The sequence below is a fragment of the Burkholderia sp. MSMB0856 genome, assembly GCF_001524645.2.
In the GTDB taxonomy this organism is placed as follows: Bacteria; Pseudomonadota; Gammaproteobacteria; order Burkholderiales; family Burkholderiaceae; genus Burkholderia; species Burkholderia diffusa.
Window position 1 is genome coordinate 344,108 of record NZ_CP013429.1, and the last position, 15,897, is coordinate 360,004.

Consider the following 15,897-nt stretch of genomic DNA (forward strand, 5'->3'; position numbering starts at 1 on the left):
CGCCCGGCGCGGCCGGCCCGCTTGCTTGAAGCATGCGCTCCGCGCGCTTACGTGCGCAGCGTGGCGAGCAACGGCGCCCAGAACGCGCGGCTTTCGTACGCCGAGGCATCGCAATCGGTGTCGAAACGAATCGCGATCGCCATTTCGGCTTCGGTCAGCGGGTCGGCATGCTCGATCTGTCGGGCCAGTACGGCGGTGTCGGCATCGGAGGCATCGCGTCCGTGCGCCGCGCGGGCCGCGACACGCGCGGCGAGCGTTGCCGGATTCGCGGTGAAATCGAGCATCGCGACGCGTACGCCGAGCCGCGCGGCGAGGGCGATGAACGCCGTCCGGTTGTGCTGGCGCAGGAACGTCGCGTCGACGATCGCCGTGTAGCCGCTGCCGAGAACCACGCGAGCCTCCGAAAGCAGCCGTTCGTAGATCTCGTCGATCGCGGTTTCCGAATAGGCGCCGGGGGACAGGCGGGTGTCGGTCGATGCACCGGCCAGGCGCTTGCGCTCGACGTCGCTGGACAACCGGATCGCGCCGAGTTGCGCGGCCAGCGCACGGCTGGCCACTGATTTGCCCGACCCGGAAACCCCGTGACACAGGAGCAACGCCGGCGGCGCATCGCGTCGCGCGTCGGCCATCGCCGACGCAACGCGCAGATAGCCGGCGCGCGCCGCTTCGTCGCCGCGCAGCCGGGCGGTCAGCGCGCGCACCAGCGCACGGTAGACGAAGTAGCACGGCAGCACGCCCAGTGCCGCATGGTCGCCCGTGCGTGCCAGCCAGCCGGAAAGGAGGCGGTGGGCGCAATCCGCGCGTCCGTGAGCGGAGAAATCCATCAGCGCGAACGCGAGATCGCTCGCCACGTCGATCCAGCGCAGCGCGTCGTCGAATTCGATGCAGTCGAACATCAGGATTCGGTTCCGCCAGCGCACGATGTTCTCGAGATGCAGGTCGCCGTGACACGCGCGCACGAAACCGCGCGCATGCCGATCGGCGAACAGCGGTGCGATGCGGGTCAGTTCGGCGTCGTACCAGGCGCGCAGCGCCGCTTCGTCCGGCACCGCGACGTCGAGCGTGTCGAGCAAGGGCCGGCACTGGGCCGCGACGCTCGCCGCGCTGCCGGGATGGCCGCGCGGCGCGTGCAGATGATGATGGGCCAGCGTATCGGCGAGGGAATCGGCATCCGCCAAACCGTCGTCGCGCGATGCGCTGCGAACCGACAACATCGCCCGTGCGTCGAACCGGCGCATGCGCACCACGTACTCGCCCGGCGCGGTCTGCTGCCGGCGCCGGCGCCCGCCGGTCGGCACCGGTGCGGCGAACGCGCATCGCCGGCCGTGCGCGACGAGCGGCCAGACACCCAGGTACAACGGGCCGGCGAACGGTCGATTGAGCGTGCATTCCGCGAGCGCGCAGCGGCGCCGCTCTTCAGGCCGCATCAGATCGACGAAGGCGAAGTGCACCGGCTTGATGCGCTTGTACGCATAGCGCCCGGCCAGATAAACGACGGACAGATGGGTTTCGATCCGCTCGATCCGGCCCGCGGGGTGGGGATAGGTGGCGGGTCGGCGCATTGCGCGATCGAATTGCGTCGACTTTCGTCGTGCATTTCCGCGATGCAGCGCGAACGGGACATGCGGCGCTCGGGACATGATGAACGGATCGGTTATACGGGGCGCGCATATGAAAGCGTTGCCGCACCCGGCGGGTTGGATTCGAGACGAGCTTGCACGTTCTCGTCTGCCCGATGTCGCCTGATCCGGCTGGCAGGCCGGGAATGGCCGACTCGACGGATCTTATTGCAACCGACCACGGCGTTTTCCGAGTTGACGCCAGTCAAGCGCGCCGCGCGAGAGGGCGCTTGATGCAGGTCAACCGCATTCGCCGGGGCGGCAATACAGTCGATTGCAGCGTCGGCGCGAAGCCGCGCGTAACCATGTGCGGCATTCACGGCCTGGCGAGGCATTGACGATGAAACAACGGGCGTTGGCGATGAGCGTGCTCCTCGCGCTGGGCGCATGTGCCGGGGCAGAGCGAACCGAGACCTTCAGGACGATGGAAACGCGCCTGCTTGCGATGCGTCAGGCCGCAACGCTGCAGTGCTCGACGCCGTCCGAATGCGACCGGGCATGGAGCCGCACGCGGCGCTACGTCCAGGATCATTCGTCGACCCGAGTCACGCGACTCGGCACGGACCGGATCGAAACGGCGCAGCCGTATCTGGCAGGAGAGGTCTATCTCTGGGCGTCACGCGCGGAATCGGGCGGCGGCGGCTCGGTGATCCGGCTCAAGGCGATGTGCAAGGGCATGTATGACAGCAACGGCGGCCCGGGATGGCAATACGATGTGTGCGCCCGGAAAATCCTCGATATCGAGCAAGGTTTCCGGTCGGACGAGAACCCGCCGAGCTAACGTCGAATGCCGTCAGTTCTTGGCAATGCGGCGTCTCGTTTCGGGGTCGGCCGGATGCCGGCCAATGGCCGCCAGTTTCTTCTCGTGCCGGTTTCGTAGCGGCCCCGAACCGTTGACCTCCGTCAACGCCTGCTCGCGGCAAGCACCGATGATGGAAGCGAATCCGAACGCCGCCGGCACGTCGGTTCATCAGCGAGGTTCGCATGTACACGAATATCATGGTTGCCACGGACGGCAGTCCTTCGGCGAATCGGGCGCTCGACGAAGGTCTCAGGATGGCCAGGTTATGCGGCGCCCGCCTGTTTGCCGTGTTCGTCGTCGACAAATCCACGCTGTTCGTCTACGGCGGCCGCATGGAGCCGGAAGCCTTGCTCGACGAGATCCGGCGCCATGGCGCCGCGATCCTGCGAGACGCCGACCGGACGATCTCGCGCGCGGCCGTCAACGGCGAGACGGAAGTCATCGAGACCGAATTCGGCCAGGACGTCGCGGAGCGCCTGCAGCGCTACGTCGTCGATCATGCGATCGATCTGGCCGTGATCGGCACGCACGGTCGGCGCGGTGTCCGGCGGCTGGTGCTCGGCAGCGTCGCCGAACGCTTCCTTCGCGCATCGAGTTGCCCGGTCCTGCTCGTGCGCGGCGAGGATGCCTCACCCGCCACGGTCGCGGTGGCCTAGTGTCGCTGCCGGCCAGTGCGCCATCCGCCCAGGTGATCATCATGCAGATATCGTTTCCTTCCGAACATCCGACGTATTGCGACCTCGATTCCGCGCTGAGTTTTCCGGCGCTCGTCGAAGGGCGCCGCGTGCGCTGCGCGATCACATCGGCGGCGCTGGAAGATCACTTCCGCGCGGCGTCGCCTCGTGAGCAAGATCTCGTCGACGCCTTCGCGCGCCATCGTCCCGCCATCGAGCGCGCGGCCCGCTCCCTGCTCGAGGAAATCGGCGGACGGCCGATCCTGCTGCACAGCGGTCATTTCCGGTTCTGTACGTGATCGGCCGCCGCCCTTGACGCGCATCAAGCGCGTGCCGGGGCGTGCGGGTACGCTGGATTCCGCAAGATCATTCGTCCCATGCGCGGCATGTGGTGTCGCGCCATCCGATCTTCATTGCGGCCGATGCTGTCGGGACGAAAGCGCCGGTCGTCTGTCACCGTATGAGGAGTACGAACCATGAGCAACATGACGCGTTACGATCCGTTTTCGATCGAACCCGTATCCGACCTGTTCCAGGGGCTGTTCAGGCCGCTGCGCGGCATGGCGCTGGCAGACGAGCCCGATCTTGCGTCGATGAAGATCGACGTCACCGAAAACGACAAGGCGTACACCGTCAACGCGGAACTGCCGGGCGTCGCAAAGGACGACATCGACGTCCAGGTGACGGGAAATACCGTCTCGATCAACGCGAAGATCGAGCGCAAAAGCGAACAGAAGGACGGCGAGCGCGTGATCCGGCGCGAGCGCTACAGCGGTGCGATCAGCCGTTCGTTCTCGCTGTCCGGCGACATCGACGATGCCAACGCGACGGCGACGTATCAGGATGGCGTGCTGTCGCTGACGCTGCCGAAGAAGGCGCCGGTCGGGCAGAAGAAACTCACGATCAGCTGATCGGACGGCGGGCAATGGGCGATGCAGGCACGCATCGCCCATCGGGAGGATCCGGCGCGCGGAGCGATCCGCGCGCCATGTCGTTGGCGCGATCGAATCTGCGCGTCACGCATGCGATGGCGTACTGCCGGGCCGATAGCCGACCGTCTGCGCGAGGATCGGCAGCTCGTCCTCGTTCAGTCGCAACGCGTCGGCGAGCGTGCGGTGATTGATCCAGCCGCGCACGACCGTTCCGAGGCCGGCCGCCGCGCAATACAGCGAGACGTTCTGCGCGATGGCGCCCGCCGCGATCGCCGAGAACACGTCGCGCTGCGGCGGCGGCATGTCGAGTATCGCGGCCGTCCGGACGACGTAGACGAGATCCAGCGGCGCGCGGCCGACGAAGTCCTGATAGCCGGTGAGGTTGCGCGCATCGACCGCGTGTTTCAGCACGAGCCGATGCGCGGGCGCATCGTAGCGATAGACGCCGTAGGGCAGCGCAACGTAGATGTCGATTTCATTGAATGCGTGCGCGGACGGCGCCGTCCGGCCGCCGCTCGCCGGGCGGTTGATGCCGTCGGCCGCCCACAGCATCGTGCCGAGCGTCATCGGCGGGAGCGGTGTGGCGGCGAATTCGCGGGAGCTCATTCGAGTCGCCAGCGCCGCCATCAGCGGCACATCGTTGTCGAGCATCGGGCGCGGCAGGTCGACGATCGCCGGCGAATCGCCCTCGGGCGACGCCGGCTGCATCACGGGCGCCGGCGAATAGGTCAACAGCTGCTGTTCGGTCATTCGAGTCTCCTTGAAGCGTCATTGCGCGTGCCTGGAACGTCGCGCATCGGCGATTTCACGATAAGACGGCCGGGCCGTCACGGCTTGACTTCCGTCAAGCGGCGCACCGGCCGGCCACGACGTGCGGCGCGTGGCATCCGTTGACCTGCATCAGCGCCCGGCCGCCGCGCTTGTGCAAATCTGGCTACGTGCGGCGAACAGGCACGCCGCGGCTCACAGGAGAGCAGACGATGAAAACCGACAAGCAGTTGAAGCAGGATGTCCAGGACGAACTGGAGTCCGACCCGTCGATCGATTCGACGCGCATCGGTGTCGAGGTGACCGACCGGATCGTGACGCTTTCGGGGCACCCGCCGAGCTATGCGGAGAAGCTGGCGATCGAGCGCGCGGCGAACCGCGTGGCCGGTGTGAAGGCGCTCGTCGTGGACATGACCGTGCATCTGCCGGACGACGACGTGCGCACCGACGAGGACATCGCCAAAGCGGTGCGCTCGGTGCTGCACTGGACGGTCGGGCTGCATGACGACGCGGTCAAGGTGCAGGTCGAACGCGGCTGGATCACGTTGTCCGGCAAGGTCGACTGGGCGTACCAGAGCCACCTGGCCGTGCGCGCGATCTCGCAGATGCGCAGCGTGACGGGCGTGACCGACCACATCGCGGTGCAGGGGACGGTCGGTGCGGACGACATCGGCGGGAACATCAAGCGCGCGATCATGCGTCACGCGGAGCGCGAGGCGAAGCACATCGCGATCGACGTGCACGACGGCACCGTGCGGCTGTCCGGCAAGGTCGGCTCGTTCTCCGAGCGCAAGGCCGTGCGCGGCGCAGCATGGTCCGCGCGCGGCGTGCGTGCCGTCGTCGACGACCTGGTGGTCGAGTAAGTCCGGCAGCCGCATGGGCAGTCCACGGCGAACCAGGAGGGCAATCGGATGACAGTTTCGGGTGAACTTCACGAAGCGGACTGGTCGGTCGCGATCGAAACGGTCGCGGCCGAATCCGGCGGCTTCCGCTGCCGGATCCACGTCACGCTCAAATCGCCGGACGGCATTTGCGAGCGGACGTTCGAGCACGGCAGGACGCATCCAACCGAGCGCGAAGCCGCGATCGACGCACTGCGCGCCGGGATGACGTGGATCGAGATGAAGAAGTCGAATACCTTCACGGTCTGAACCGGTTGACGGGGCAGACCGACGAAGGCATCGGTCCCGTCGCGCAATGAGCGGTACGGCGATCCCCGCGCCGATGCGTGCCGCGGTCGTCTACCGCGTCTTGTGCGAGACGCGCCAACGCCGTGCACGCTTTTTCTTGCACGCACGCGCATGTTGTTCCGGCCGCCGGACGTGACGGGCAACCGCGTCGGTCACGGTCGGAAAGAAGCTGGCCGCGCCGAACACGTCGAACAAACCGTAGGCGCGCAGGCGATCCTTCACCGGCCCCTTCATCTCCGCGAAATTCATCGCGATGCCGCGCTCCCCAAGCTCCTCGTGCAGCGCCACGAGCCGATCCGCGGCGCTGACGTCGATGTCGGTGACGGGCTCGGCGGCGACCACGACGCGCGTGACCGGGCCCGCTGCTCGTGCGATCGCGGCGTCCAGATGCTCGCAGAAGATCTCGACGTTCGCATAGAAGAGCGGCGCATCCCAGCGAAACAGCACGAGCCCCGGTGTTTGCTCGGCTTCAGGATGCCGCGCGACGTCGTGGTAGCCGCGCACGCCCGTCAGCCGGCCCAGCACCGCGTCGTACGGATGCCAGGCCCGCCAGACGAACGACAGCAGCGACAGCGCGCTGGCCAGCAGGATACCGGGCACGACGCCCATGGCGATCACGCCGGCGAAACACAGCATCGAAATCAGGCATTCGCCGCGGCGCATCCGGTATAGCCGCACGACGCCGCGCACGTCGGCGATGCCGAACGCCGCATAGATCACGACCGCGGCCAGTGCCGTGCGCGGGACGAACGTGAGCAGCATCGGCGCGGCAACGAGCAGAATCGCGATGCACGCGGCCGCGACGACATTCGTGACCTGGCTTTGCGCGCCCGCGGCGATCGCGACCGGCGTGCGGGACGCGCTGCTGCTGACCGCGCAGCCCTGCGTCACGCCGGCGAGCAGATTGGCCGCGCCCAGTGCGATCAGTTCCTGGTTGCGGTCCGGCGCGTCGCCCGCCCGTGCGGAAAGCGCGCGCGACAGCATGCTGATGTCGGCGAACGACACCAGCGCCACCGCGATCGCGCCGGATGCGAGTGCGCCCACGTCGGCCAGCGAAACGGCCGGCAGGCGCGGGACAGGCAAGCCGGCCGGCAACGCGCCGACCGTCGCGACGCCGTGCAACGGCGACAGGCGAGCGACGAGCGTGGCCGCCAGCACGGCGATCAATATCGCGGGCCAGCGCGGCGTCACGCGTTTGATCAGGAATATGGACGCCAGCACCGCGACGCCGAGCAGACCGGCCGCGATCGAAAAACGGCCGTCGACGAAGGCATGCACGATGCGCGTCACGCTGGAAAACACGTCGCTGCCCGACACCGGCATGCCGAACAGTTCGGGCAGTCGCCCGACCACGAGCGCGATCGCGATGCCGTTCAGGTAACCGTACTGGATCGGGCGCGACAGCAAATCGGTGACGAAGCCGAGGCCAAGCGCACCGAGCAGGATGCAGATCGCGCCGGCGGACAGCGCCAGCGCGCCGGAAAGCGCGATCGCGCGCTGCGGATCATGGGCGGCGAGCGGGGCGATGGCGCCCGCGATCAGGGCCGCCAGCGCGGAATCCGGGCCGAGAACGAGGATCCGGCTCGGGCCGAGCAGCGCATAGGCGAGCAGTGCTGCGATCGACGCATAGAGGCCCGTGATGGCGGGCAGTCCGGCTGCCTGAGCGTAGCTCATGCCGACCGGCACCAGGACGGCCGAAAGCGCGAGCCCCGCGTAGAGGTCGCGAGAAAGCCACGCGTGCCGATAGTGCGTGAGCAGCGCGACGCCCGGGAGCATGCGGACGATCCGTCCGGATAGCGGGCGGTTCATCGCGGCTTCATCGCTGAAAGGTCGGGGTGAAAGGGTTGCCGTGCCCCGACAGGCAGGCGCTCATCGGAACGTGGCAGCCCCCGCATGGACGCGCGAAACCGCGCAGCGACAGGGGCCGTCGCGCCGGCGACGGCTACCGAGGCTCGACGCCACGACGCCCGGCATCACGCGACCTTGACCGTGGAAAGCTGCAACGCCTGCGCGAAGCGGGCCAGCGTGGCGATCGATCCGGTCACGCTTTCGTACCGCTCGCGTCCGATCTGCCCGTCGAGTATCACCAGCATGCCGGCGTCTCGGGCGAGCGCGACGAGTGCCAGCGTGTCGAGCGCGGCGGGGTCGGACGTGTCGGATGTGGCGGCCCGCATCCCCGAATCGGAACGATAGTCGGCGTGTGACATGACGTCTCTCCTGGTTGTTGTGCGATCGGTGTGCCGGTGGGCCGGTATCCGTGATTCCAGTATCGTTGCCGCGCGCCCCCGATTCAATCAGCCGGTCCCGAAGTCGCGGTAGGAATCGCGCCCGCTTCGTCGGCGGATTCCTACACCGTGCGTGGCTTCGCCGGCGTCTTGCAGCGCGCCGGCGCGCGTTCCCGGCGCCGCGCGTACCAGCTTCCGATCGCGTGCCAGATCGCCGCTGCGGATTCGCAATAGGTGAACAGTTCCAGATCGCGGCGGTCGATCATCCCTTCGTCCGCGAGAAACGCCAGGTCGACCGCGCGGCGCCAGTACGCCTCGCCGACGAGGATCACCGGCAGCGGTGCGATCTTGCGCGTTTGCAGCAGGGTCAGCACCTCGAACAACTCGTCGAACGTGCCGTAGCCGCCGGGGAAGAAGACGGCCGCTTTCGCGCGTTCGAGCAGATGCAGCTTGCGGATCGCGAAATAGTGGAACCGGAAGTGGAGATCCGGCGTGATGTACGGATTCGGCGCCTGTTCGCGCGGCAGCTCGATATTGAAGCCGATGCTCGGGGCGCCGCGCTCGTAGGCGCCGCGGTTGGCGGCTTCCATGATGCCGGGGCCGCCGCCGGTGACGATGGCGAGCCGCGCGGTGCGCGTGCACCGGTCGGCATGGGCGACGATGCGCCCGAACTCGCGCGCGACGCGGTAATACACGCTGTATTCGACGAGCCGGCTGGCGATCGCGACGGCGCGCCGCCGGCTCGGGTCGTACGGACGCTCCGCGAGCAGGCGATTGGCCTCATCCAGCCGCGCGTTGGCGACCGATGGCGCGACGATACGCGTGCTGCCGTAGATCACGACCGCGTGGCCGATCCGCTCGTTCTGCAGGCGCTCCTCGGCTTTCCAGTAATCGAATTGCAGCCGGATGCCGCGCATGCCGGAACCCCGCAGAAGGGCCGCATCGTCGTCGGCCGGGGGGCGGTTCGGGCTTTGGGTGACGCGCGGCGCGCGGCGCGGGATCGCCTTGACGCCGTCCTTGCGGACGATGGCATCGGGCCGCACGCGCAGCCGTTTGCCGCGCGCCTTCGCGATCGTCGCGACGGGGGCGGGACGGCGGCGTGCGGCGCCTTTTGCCGTGCCGGCGGAAGCGCGTTTGACGGGAGTCGACATCAACGGAAGCGCCGCGCGACGGTCACTGGCTCAACACCCATTGCACCAGCAGATGCGCGTCGTCGCGAGACAGCGGCCCGCCGCGATCGATGGCCGACGGCATCGGCGTGTCGCCCCAGTGCACGCGGCCGCCGACGCGCAGCTTGCGCTCCAGCTCCGCGGTGGCACGCGGATCGCCGCGATAGCGCTCGGCGATCTCGTGAAACGACGGCCCGAGGAACGTCATGTCCGGCGTATGACAGAACATGCAGTGCTGCGCGTTGACGAGTTCGGTCGGCTCGGGCACGGTCGTCTGCGCGGCGGCCGTGCCGGCTGTCAGCGCAATCGCGCAGAGGGCGGCGCAACGCATGATGGTCATGTTCGTTTCCTTGTCGAGATCAGGAGAAGGACACCACTTCGTCGAGCGGGCGACGCGGCGAATGCAGCGTATGCGGACCGCGCCCGACGCGAAGCAGCAACTGCGGTTCGCCGCGCAGCCCGATCATGTGGCGCAAATGGGCACGCAACCCGGCCGTCTCGATCGGCTGGTTCAGGTACGACGCGGTATAGCCCGCGCGCGTCGCGACGAGCAGGATGCGCTCCAGCGCCTGGCCGGCGGCGAGCCACGCTTCGCGATCGTCGCGCACGGTCGCGATGCACACGATCAACGGCGATGCGCCGACGAGCTGGTGATGCAGCGCGGCCAGCCCGTTGCCGAGATCGAAGGTCCGTACCGCCATCGTCACGACGGGTGCGGCGAAGTCCAGCAACGTCGGCACGCCGGCCGCGAAGGCGGGCATGCCGTCGACATGCCGGCGCGGATCGATCCAACTCGCCAGCTCGCGCCGGAAGCGCGGGTCCGAGAACTGCTGGCGGTCGGCCTCGGCGACCAGCTCCGCGACACGTGCGCGATGCGCGATCGAGTCGACGCACGCGACGTCGGCGCCTTCCGCGACGCCGGCCGCGATCAGTTCATGCTGGATTTCCTCGGGCACGGCCGTCGATTCGAACGGGGCGCGCGTCGTGACGCGGTCCGGAATCGCATCGAACAGCGCGCCGAGCGACGCATCGGAATAGCCGTCGTCGCAGACCCGGACCGTCGCAAGGAGATCGGGGTCGACTTCGGAAGGAAACGTGCTGATCGTGTGCGCGAGCCCGGCGTGATCGAGCGCGACGCGCAGGTTGAGCAACGCCGCGCCGCAGCTGATGATCAGCTCGCGATCGAACGGATCGACGACGGGCAACGCGCGAACGCGGTCCGCGCACACGGAAATCGTTGCGCCGTTGACCAGGAAGCGCCACGGCTGGGAATTGTGGCTGGACGGAGCCAGCACCGCGTAGCCCAGCAACTCCCTCAACTGCTGGTCGGGATGGGCGCTTGCGGCAAGCGGGGGAACGGATATCATCGATCATCTCCAGGTTGCCGCGCGGGCGGCGTCTCGCCACTTCATCGTGTCAGCAACCGTCCGGCGGCCGTTGATGCACGTCAAGCGCCCGTCATCGGGCCAACCGCGGGCGGGGCCAGGCGACTAGCCTTGGAAGCGAAGCGCGCGACACCCGTCGCGCAGGGAGACGAGCATGCTTGCGATGATGTTTGACGGCACGACACCGCAATTGCGCGAAGCGCGCTTGCCGGAGCCGTCGTCCGCGGCGGGACAGCTGCTGATCGACGTACACGCATGCGGCGTATGCCGGACCGATCTGCACGTCGTCGATGGCGAACTCGCACACCCGAAGCTGCCGCTGATTCCAGGGCACGAAATCGTCGGAACGGTGCGCCGGCTGGGTGAAGGCGTGACGGGCTTTGCCGTGGGCGACCGGGTGGGCGTCCCCTGGCTGGGCTCGACGTGCGGGCATTGCGCGTACTGCGCGTCCGGCCGCGAGAACCTGTGCGACAGCCCCGGATTCACCGGCTATACGATCGACGGCGGCTATGCCGAGTGCGCGGTCGCCGATCACCGCTATTGCGTGCATCTGCCGCAACGCTATTCCGATCTGGAAGCCGCGCCGCTCCTGTGCGCCGGCCTGATCGGTTATCGAACCTTGCGCATGGCGGGCGACGCCCGCCGCATCGGCATCTACGGTTTCGGCGCGGCGGCCCATCTCGTCGCGCAGGTCGCGCATTTCGAAGGACGCAAGGTGTTCGCGCTGACGAAGCCCGGCGACACAGCGGCGCAGCAGCTCGCGCTGTCGCTGGGCGCCGCGTGGGCAGGCGGCAGCGACGAAGCACCGCCGGAGCCGCTCGATGCCGCGCTGATTTTCGCGCCGGTGGGCGCACTGGTGCCGGCCGCGCTGCGCGCGGTCGACAAAGGCGGGATCGTCGTGTGCGGCGGCATTCACATGAGCGACATCCCGGGCTTTCCGTACGCGTGGCTGTGGGGCGAACGCCGCATCGCGTCGGTGGCCAACCTGACGCGTGCGGACGCGGTCGAATTCATGCGGATCGCCGAAGCGATGCCGCTGCGGGTCGAGGCGGTGCGCTATGCGCTCGCCGATGCGAACCGCGCACTCGACGACCTGCGCGGCGGCCGCATATCGGGCGCCGCCGTGCTGGGCATGCGCGGTTGATCCGCTCGACGGCTTCGCGGCGCGCTCAGATCTGCCGCAGGCCGTCCGAATCGACGATCCGGATCTGCTTGCCTTGCGCCGCGACGAGCCCCTTGTGCTGGAACTTCGACAGCATGCGGCTGACCGTTTCGAGCTTCATGCCGAGATATTCGCCGATCTCGTCGCGCGTCATCCGCAGCACGAATTCCGCGGCCGAGTAGCCGCGCGCCTTGAAGCGCGCGGAAAGATTCAGCAGGAACGCGGCCACGCGCTGCTCGGCGCTCATCGTGCCGAGCAGCAGCATCTGGGACGATTCGCGCACGATCTCGCCGCCCATCATCTGATACACGTGATGCTGCATCGGCCGCACTTCGCGGCACATCTGCTCGAGCTGGCCGAACGGGATGATGCAGACCGTGCTGTCCTCGAGCGCGATCGCGTCGCCGTTGTGGTGCCCTGTGTGCACGCCGTCGAGGCCGAGCGATTCGCCGACGATCTGGAAGCCGGTGATCTGCTCGTCGCCGTCGCGATGCATTACGATGGTCTTGAACGATCCGGTTCTCACTGCATAGATGCTGTTGAATGCGTCGCCCGCCCGAAACAGCGTTTCGCCGCGCCGGACGTGGCGCGTCGTGCAGATCATCGCGTCGACGCGCGCGAAATCCTCGGGGGAAAGATCGGGCGGCATGCAGACGGTACGCAATGCGCACGTCGAACAGCGGGACGCGGCGCGCTTGGGCTGATCCGTCGGTTCGACGGGATGCAGCGGGATGAACGTGCGTAACGGCATGGTCGTCGAGATTTCGGCACTGCTGTGCATGATCGGCTCCAGTTCGGGGGCAGCTGCGGTTCGCCGTCGGGCGCGGGCGCGCTGACCGTTGTACCGGCGGCCTTGGTGTCTGCCGCCTTCCTGTCGGGAAAGCCCCACCGGACGCTGCGGGAGACCGATACACCGGTCTCGTCGATGATGCTGCCTTGGCTCCGGGAGGCACGCTGGTTCGTTTTTCTTGATGTGCAGTATGGATGTTGCGCAACGTCAAGAAAATCAGCCGGAATTGAAGTTGGAGTAGGTGAGAGGGAAGTCTTGTAGGGGGTTTCCTACAGAGGCGCGGCAACTTGTCGCAAACGTCGCCGCCGTGCGCCGGCCGCCGAGGGCGGCCGCTGAGTCGCCGCGCCCGTCTGGCCGTCGTCAACGATACTGCCGGGACATCAAGACCGGGCGCGACGCTGCCCGATGCCGCCGTCAGAGCTCGTCAGGGTCCTCGAACAGCTTGTGGCGCATCGCGTAGCGCACGAGTGCCGTGTCGTTCGGCATCTGCATCTTCTCGAGGATCCGCGTCTTGTACGTGCTGACGGTCTTGACGCTGACGCAGAGCGCCTGCGCGATTTCGGAGATCGACTCGCCGGTGGTGACGCGCCGGAAGACGTCGAATTCGCGGTCGGACAGGCGCTGATGCGGGAGAAGATCGGTCGGCTCGTTCAGACTCTGCGCGAACTGCTCGGCCATGGTCAGGCTGACGTAGACGCCGCCCGCCGCGATCTTGGTCAATGCGGCGACCAGTTCGGCGCTGGCGCTTTCCTTGGTCATGTAGCCCGACGCGCCCGCGCGGAATGCGCGCACCGCGTACTGCTGCTCGGCATGCATCGTCAGCACGAGGATATGCAATCCCGGCTTCTCTTCCTTGATCTGCTTGATGAGTTCGACACCGTTGCGGCCGGGCATCGACAGATCGAGCACCAGCACGCTGGCGTCGGTGTCGCGTATGAGCGCGATCGTCGAGGCGCTGTCCTGCGCTTCCCCGACGACCTCGAAACCGCTCGCGCTCTTCAGGATGTGTCGAAGACCGTCCCTGACGAGTGCGTGATCGTCGGCGATGAGTACCCTGATCATGAAAGCACATCTCCTTGCTGGATGGCGTGAAGCGGCAGCGCCACGGTGATCGTGAATCCCGCGCCCGGCCGGTTGTCGATCGTCACCGTACCTTCGAGCATGTGCGCGCGCTCGCGGATGCCGATCAGGCCGAACGACGGGCGGTCCTGCACATTGCCGGCGTGCTCGGGCGCGCCGTGACCGTTGTCCGCGATGCGCAGCATGCAATATCCGTCTTCCACTTTCAATGCCAGCGTCACGTTCGTCGCGTCCGAGTGTCGCGCGACGTTGGTCAGCGCCTCTTGCACGATGCGGAACAGCGTGGTCGCGCCGGTGCCGGTAAATGCGGTGTCGACGGGGGCGATGTCCCGGTCGACCGTGATCCGGTAGCGGCGCGTGAAATCGTTTGCAAGCCATTCGATCGCCGGGACGAGGCCCAGGTCGTCGAGCATCACCGGCCGCAGATCGGCCGCGATGCGCCGGACGGATGCAACGATCGAATCGATCAGGCGATGCATGCCGCCCAGCTGCTCGCGCACGCCGGTGTTGGGGGCGACGACACCACGGAGCCCCAGCTCGACGGCGGAGAGATCCATCTTGAGCGCGGTGAGTTGTTGGCCGAGGTCGTCGTGCAACTCGCGGGCGATGCGCGTCTTCTCTTCCTCGCGCACGTTCTGCAGGTTGGCGGACAGGTCGCGCAGTTCCTCGCGCGACTGCTTGAGGGCGTTTTCCGCGCGCATCCGCTCGGTCACGTCGCGCAGCATGACTGTGTACAGCTTGCCGGTGCCGTCGCGAATCTGCGAGATCGACGCCTCGATCGGAAATTCGGTGCCGTCGCCGCGCAAGCCGAACAGCACGCGTTGCCGCCCCATCTGGCGCTCCGACACGCCCGTCACGCCGAATTGCTCGACGTGTCGCGCATGCGCGGCGCGAAAGCGCTCGGGGATGAAACGGGACAGCGGCGCGCCGACCGCCTCCATCGCGGAGACGCCGAACACGTGCTCGGCGGCCGGGTTGAAGATCACGATCGTCTGATGTTCGTCGACGGTGATGATGGCCTCCATCGACGACCGGATGATGCCCATCATCCGCGCCTCGGTGGGCTGGCTGTCGCCGGCGGGCGTATCGACGAGCCCGCGTTTCGCGACGGCCTGCCGCACGAGCGCGGCCAGCGTCAGCGAGAGCACGGTGCCGGCCAGCAGGACGGCCGGCATGACGCCGGACGTGTCGGCGCGCGGCGCGCTGTAGCGCAGCGAGAGCGGCGTGCCGCCGAACGTCAGCGAATCGGTTCGCTGGAGCATGTCGCCGGCCGCGGTCGAGTCGCCGGCGCGCAAGCCGCCGGAATACACCGGCGCGGCCGGATTGTCGGCCGTGATTTCCAGGTGCAACCGATCGAGAACGGATGCATCGACGAGGCGGTCCGGATTCAGCGCGGCATATACGTACCCGGTGGCCGTCGCGTGCCGCGACCCCGACGAAGGAATGTCTTCAGCGTTCGCATAAATCGGCAGGTACAGCGTCAGCTCCGTCCGGGCAATTGCCGCATCGGTGCTGTCCTGGAACGCGTTCGCGGCGAGCGTGACCCTGCCGGTTTCCGCCGCGCGCTGAAGTGCCTGCCGGGTCGATTGATTGTCGTCCGCCGCGCTCGGCTCGATTCTCCCGAGACTGCGGACCGGCGACTGCAATCCGTCCAGATTGAGACTGGCGAGATAGCGGCGCCACGCGGCCCCGGATTGCGGCGCGGGCAGCGTCGACGCGAAGCCGTGCGCGCCGCGCAAAACGGCAGCCGCGCCGAGGAGCGTGCGCCGCAGGTCGGCCGTCGCGAGCGTCGCGGTTTGCTCGAACCTCGCCTGCGCGGCGCGCTGTGCCCCGTTCTGCAGTGCCCGGGACGCCGCAAACGTTGCAGTCAGGCCAAGCGCCAGCGTCAGCAGCGCGGCCATGGCTGCATATCGCGCGGGCGGGATCCGGTGCGACGCCGGCCCGGCCCTGGAGGGGGGCGAATTCGTTGTCATTGCCGTTCATCCTGACGGACTTCGTCGGTGGCTGGCTGGCGGCGGGCCGGACACGAGGCACGAACAGCCGGGCAGGCCGCAACTGCAATATCGCCCTGATTGTGCGCGGTTTACCGACGTTCGCCAAT

At 67.8% G+C, this 15,897-nt stretch carries 17 protein-coding genes; 7 read left to right on the forward strand and 10 right to left on the reverse strand.

Features of this window, described 5'->3' with window-relative positions; genetic code table 11:
• Positions 1 to 47: 47 nt before the first annotated feature.
• Positions 48 to 1,640: a bifunctional aminoglycoside phosphotransferase/ATP-binding protein gene (locus tag WS87_RS30310; protein WP_059816833.1), complete on the reverse strand. Its 1,593-nt coding sequence runs from the start codon at positions 1,638 to 1,640 to the stop codon at positions 48 to 50.
• Between the two features lie 319 nt (positions 1,641 to 1,959).
• Between WS87_RS30310 and WS87_RS30320 the strand changes: the two genes are divergently transcribed.
• From WS87_RS30320 to WS87_RS30335, 4 genes are all read left to right on the forward strand, one after another.
• Positions 1,960 to 2,400: a hypothetical protein gene (locus WS87_RS30320; RefSeq protein ID WP_059816832.1), complete on the forward strand. Its 441-nt coding sequence runs from the start codon at positions 1,960 to 1,962 to the stop codon at positions 2,398 to 2,400.
• Between the two features lie 203 nt (positions 2,401 to 2,603).
• Positions 2,604 to 3,077 carry a universal stress protein gene (locus tag WS87_RS30325; protein WP_059816831.1) on the forward strand — a complete coding sequence of 158 codons (474 nt, stop codon included), beginning with the start codon at positions 2,604 to 2,606 and terminating at the stop codon, positions 3,075 to 3,077.
• Positions 3,078 to 3,118: 41 nt separating this feature from the next.
• Positions 3,119 to 3,394, forward strand: a complete 276-nt coding sequence (locus WS87_RS30330) for a DUF1488 domain-containing protein (RefSeq protein ID WP_059452516.1) — start codon at positions 3,119 to 3,121, stop codon at positions 3,392 to 3,394.
• A gap of 177 nt (positions 3,395 to 3,571) precedes the next feature.
• Complete coding sequence (locus WS87_RS30335; RefSeq protein ID WP_059452431.1) at positions 3,572 to 4,006, forward strand: Hsp20/alpha crystallin family protein; 435 nt, start codon at positions 3,572 to 3,574, stop codon at positions 4,004 to 4,006.
• A gap of 105 nt (positions 4,007 to 4,111) precedes the next feature.
• Here the strand turns inward: WS87_RS30335 and WS87_RS30340 are convergent, their stop codons facing one another.
• Positions 4,112 to 4,777, reverse strand: coding sequence for a nitroreductase family protein (locus WS87_RS30340; RefSeq protein WP_059816830.1), 666 nt, complete (start codon positions 4,775 to 4,777; stop codon positions 4,112 to 4,114).
• Between the two features lie 230 nt (positions 4,778 to 5,007).
• Between WS87_RS30340 and WS87_RS30345 the strand changes: the two genes are divergently transcribed.
• Both WS87_RS30345 and WS87_RS30350 read left to right on the forward strand, forming a co-directional pair.
• Positions 5,008 to 5,658: a BON domain-containing protein gene (locus WS87_RS30345; RefSeq protein WP_059452433.1), complete on the forward strand. Its 651-nt coding sequence runs from the start codon at positions 5,008 to 5,010 to the stop codon at positions 5,656 to 5,658.
• A gap of 48 nt (positions 5,659 to 5,706) precedes the next feature.
• Complete coding sequence (locus WS87_RS30350) at positions 5,707 to 5,946, forward strand: hypothetical protein (RefSeq protein WP_059816823.1); 240 nt, start codon at positions 5,707 to 5,709, stop codon at positions 5,944 to 5,946.
• Positions 5,947 to 6,036: 90 nt separating this feature from the next.
• Here WS87_RS30350 and WS87_RS30355 read toward each other — a convergent pair whose 3' ends face one another.
• From WS87_RS30355 to WS87_RS30375, 5 genes are all read right to left on the reverse strand, one after another.
• Positions 6,037 to 7,794 carry a SulP family inorganic anion transporter gene (locus WS87_RS30355; RefSeq protein WP_059816821.1) on the reverse strand — a complete coding sequence of 586 codons (1,758 nt, stop codon included), beginning with the start codon at positions 7,792 to 7,794 and terminating at the stop codon, positions 6,037 to 6,039.
• Positions 7,795 to 7,958: 164 nt separating this feature from the next.
• A complete protein-coding gene (locus WS87_RS30360) occupies positions 7,959 to 8,192 on the reverse strand; it encodes a hypothetical protein (RefSeq protein WP_059816818.1) in 234 nt (77 codons plus the stop codon).
• Between the two features lie 140 nt (positions 8,193 to 8,332).
• Positions 8,333 to 9,361 (reverse strand): LOG family protein, encoded by a 1,029-nt coding sequence (locus tag WS87_RS30365; RefSeq protein WP_059816816.1) that lies wholly within the window; start codon positions 9,359 to 9,361, stop codon positions 8,333 to 8,335.
• 22 nt (positions 9,362 to 9,383) lie between these two features.
• The gene (locus tag WS87_RS30370; protein WP_059816814.1) at positions 9,384 to 9,719 is read right to left on the reverse strand and encodes a c-type cytochrome; all 336 of its coding nucleotides are present in this window, start codon (positions 9,717 to 9,719) and stop codon (positions 9,384 to 9,386) included.
• A 19-nt stretch (positions 9,720 to 9,738) separates the two neighbouring features.
• On the reverse strand, positions 9,739 to 10,746 hold the full coding sequence (locus tag WS87_RS30375) for an Acg family FMN-binding oxidoreductase (RefSeq protein ID WP_059816812.1): 1,008 nt from the start codon (positions 10,744 to 10,746) through the stop codon (positions 9,739 to 9,741).
• Between the two features lie 172 nt (positions 10,747 to 10,918).
• Between WS87_RS30375 and WS87_RS30380 the strand changes: the two genes are divergently transcribed.
• Complete coding sequence (locus WS87_RS30380) at positions 10,919 to 11,908, forward strand: zinc-dependent alcohol dehydrogenase family protein (protein WP_059816809.1); 990 nt, start codon at positions 10,919 to 10,921, stop codon at positions 11,906 to 11,908.
• Positions 11,909 to 11,933: 25 nt separating this feature from the next.
• On the opposite strand, the gene fnr is transcribed toward WS87_RS30380, so the two are convergent.
• From fnr to WS87_RS30395, 3 genes are all read right to left on the reverse strand, one after another.
• On the reverse strand, positions 11,934 to 12,707 hold the full coding sequence (gene fnr / locus WS87_RS30385; protein ID WP_059816807.1) for a fumarate/nitrate reduction transcriptional regulator Fnr: 774 nt from the start codon (positions 12,705 to 12,707) through the stop codon (positions 11,934 to 11,936).
• Between the two features lie 423 nt (positions 12,708 to 13,130).
• Positions 13,131 to 13,778, reverse strand: coding sequence for a response regulator (locus tag WS87_RS30390; protein ID WP_059816805.1), 648 nt, complete (start codon positions 13,776 to 13,778; stop codon positions 13,131 to 13,133).
• Entirely contained in the window at positions 13,775 to 15,769 is a 1,995-nt protein-coding gene (locus WS87_RS30395; protein ID WP_059816804.1) for a PAS domain S-box protein, read from the reverse strand. Before WS87_RS30395 ends, WS87_RS30390 begins: the two co-directional genes overlap by 4 nt.
• Between the last annotated feature and the right edge of the window lie 128 nt (positions 15,770 to 15,897).

Bases quoted from the DNA above. Each gene is read 5' to 3' on its own strand.
- WS87_RS30310 (WP_059816833.1), bottom strand. From the start codon at position 1,640: ATGTCCCGAGCGCCGCATGTCCCGTTCGCGCTGCATCGCGGAAATGCA.
- WS87_RS30320 (WP_059816832.1), top strand. From the start codon at position 1,960: ATGAAACAACGGGCGTTGGCGATGAGCGTGCTCCTCGCGCTGGGCGCA.
- WS87_RS30325 (WP_059816831.1), top strand. From the start codon at position 2,604: ATGTACACGAATATCATGGTTGCCACGGACGGCAGTCCTTCGGCGAAT.
- WS87_RS30330 (WP_059452516.1), top strand. From the start codon at position 3,119: ATGCAGATATCGTTTCCTTCCGAACATCCGACGTATTGCGACCTCGAT.
- WS87_RS30335 (WP_059452431.1), top strand. From the start codon at position 3,572: ATGAGCAACATGACGCGTTACGATCCGTTTTCGATCGAACCCGTATCC.
- WS87_RS30340 (WP_059816830.1), bottom strand. From the start codon at position 4,777: ATGACCGAACAGCAGCTGTTGACCTATTCGCCGGCGCCCGTGATGCAG.
- WS87_RS30345 (WP_059452433.1), top strand. From the start codon at position 5,008: ATGAAAACCGACAAGCAGTTGAAGCAGGATGTCCAGGACGAACTGGAG.
- WS87_RS30350 (WP_059816823.1), top strand. From the start codon at position 5,707: ATGACAGTTTCGGGTGAACTTCACGAAGCGGACTGGTCGGTCGCGATC.
- WS87_RS30355 (WP_059816821.1), bottom strand. From the start codon at position 7,794: ATGAACCGCCCGCTATCCGGACGGATCGTCCGCATGCTCCCGGGCGTC.
- WS87_RS30360 (WP_059816818.1), bottom strand. From the start codon at position 8,192: ATGTCACACGCCGACTATCGTTCCGATTCGGGGATGCGGGCCGCCACA.
- WS87_RS30365 (WP_059816816.1), bottom strand. From the start codon at position 9,361: ATGTCGACTCCCGTCAAACGCGCTTCCGCCGGCACGGCAAAAGGCGCC.
- WS87_RS30370 (WP_059816814.1), bottom strand. From the start codon at position 9,719: ATGACCATCATGCGTTGCGCCGCCCTCTGCGCGATTGCGCTGACAGCC.
- WS87_RS30375 (WP_059816812.1), bottom strand. From the start codon at position 10,746: ATGATATCCGTTCCCCCGCTTGCCGCAAGCGCCCATCCCGACCAGCAG.
- WS87_RS30380 (WP_059816809.1), top strand. From the start codon at position 10,919: ATGCTTGCGATGATGTTTGACGGCACGACACCGCAATTGCGCGAAGCG.
- fnr (WP_059816807.1), bottom strand. From the start codon at position 12,707: ATGCACAGCAGTGCCGAAATCTCGACGACCATGCCGTTACGCACGTTC.
- WS87_RS30390 (WP_059816805.1), bottom strand. From the start codon at position 13,778: ATGATCAGGGTACTCATCGCCGACGATCACGCACTCGTCAGGGACGGT.
- WS87_RS30395 (WP_059816804.1), bottom strand. From the start codon at position 15,769: ATGACAACGAATTCGCCCCCCTCCAGGGCCGGGCCGGCGTCGCACCGG.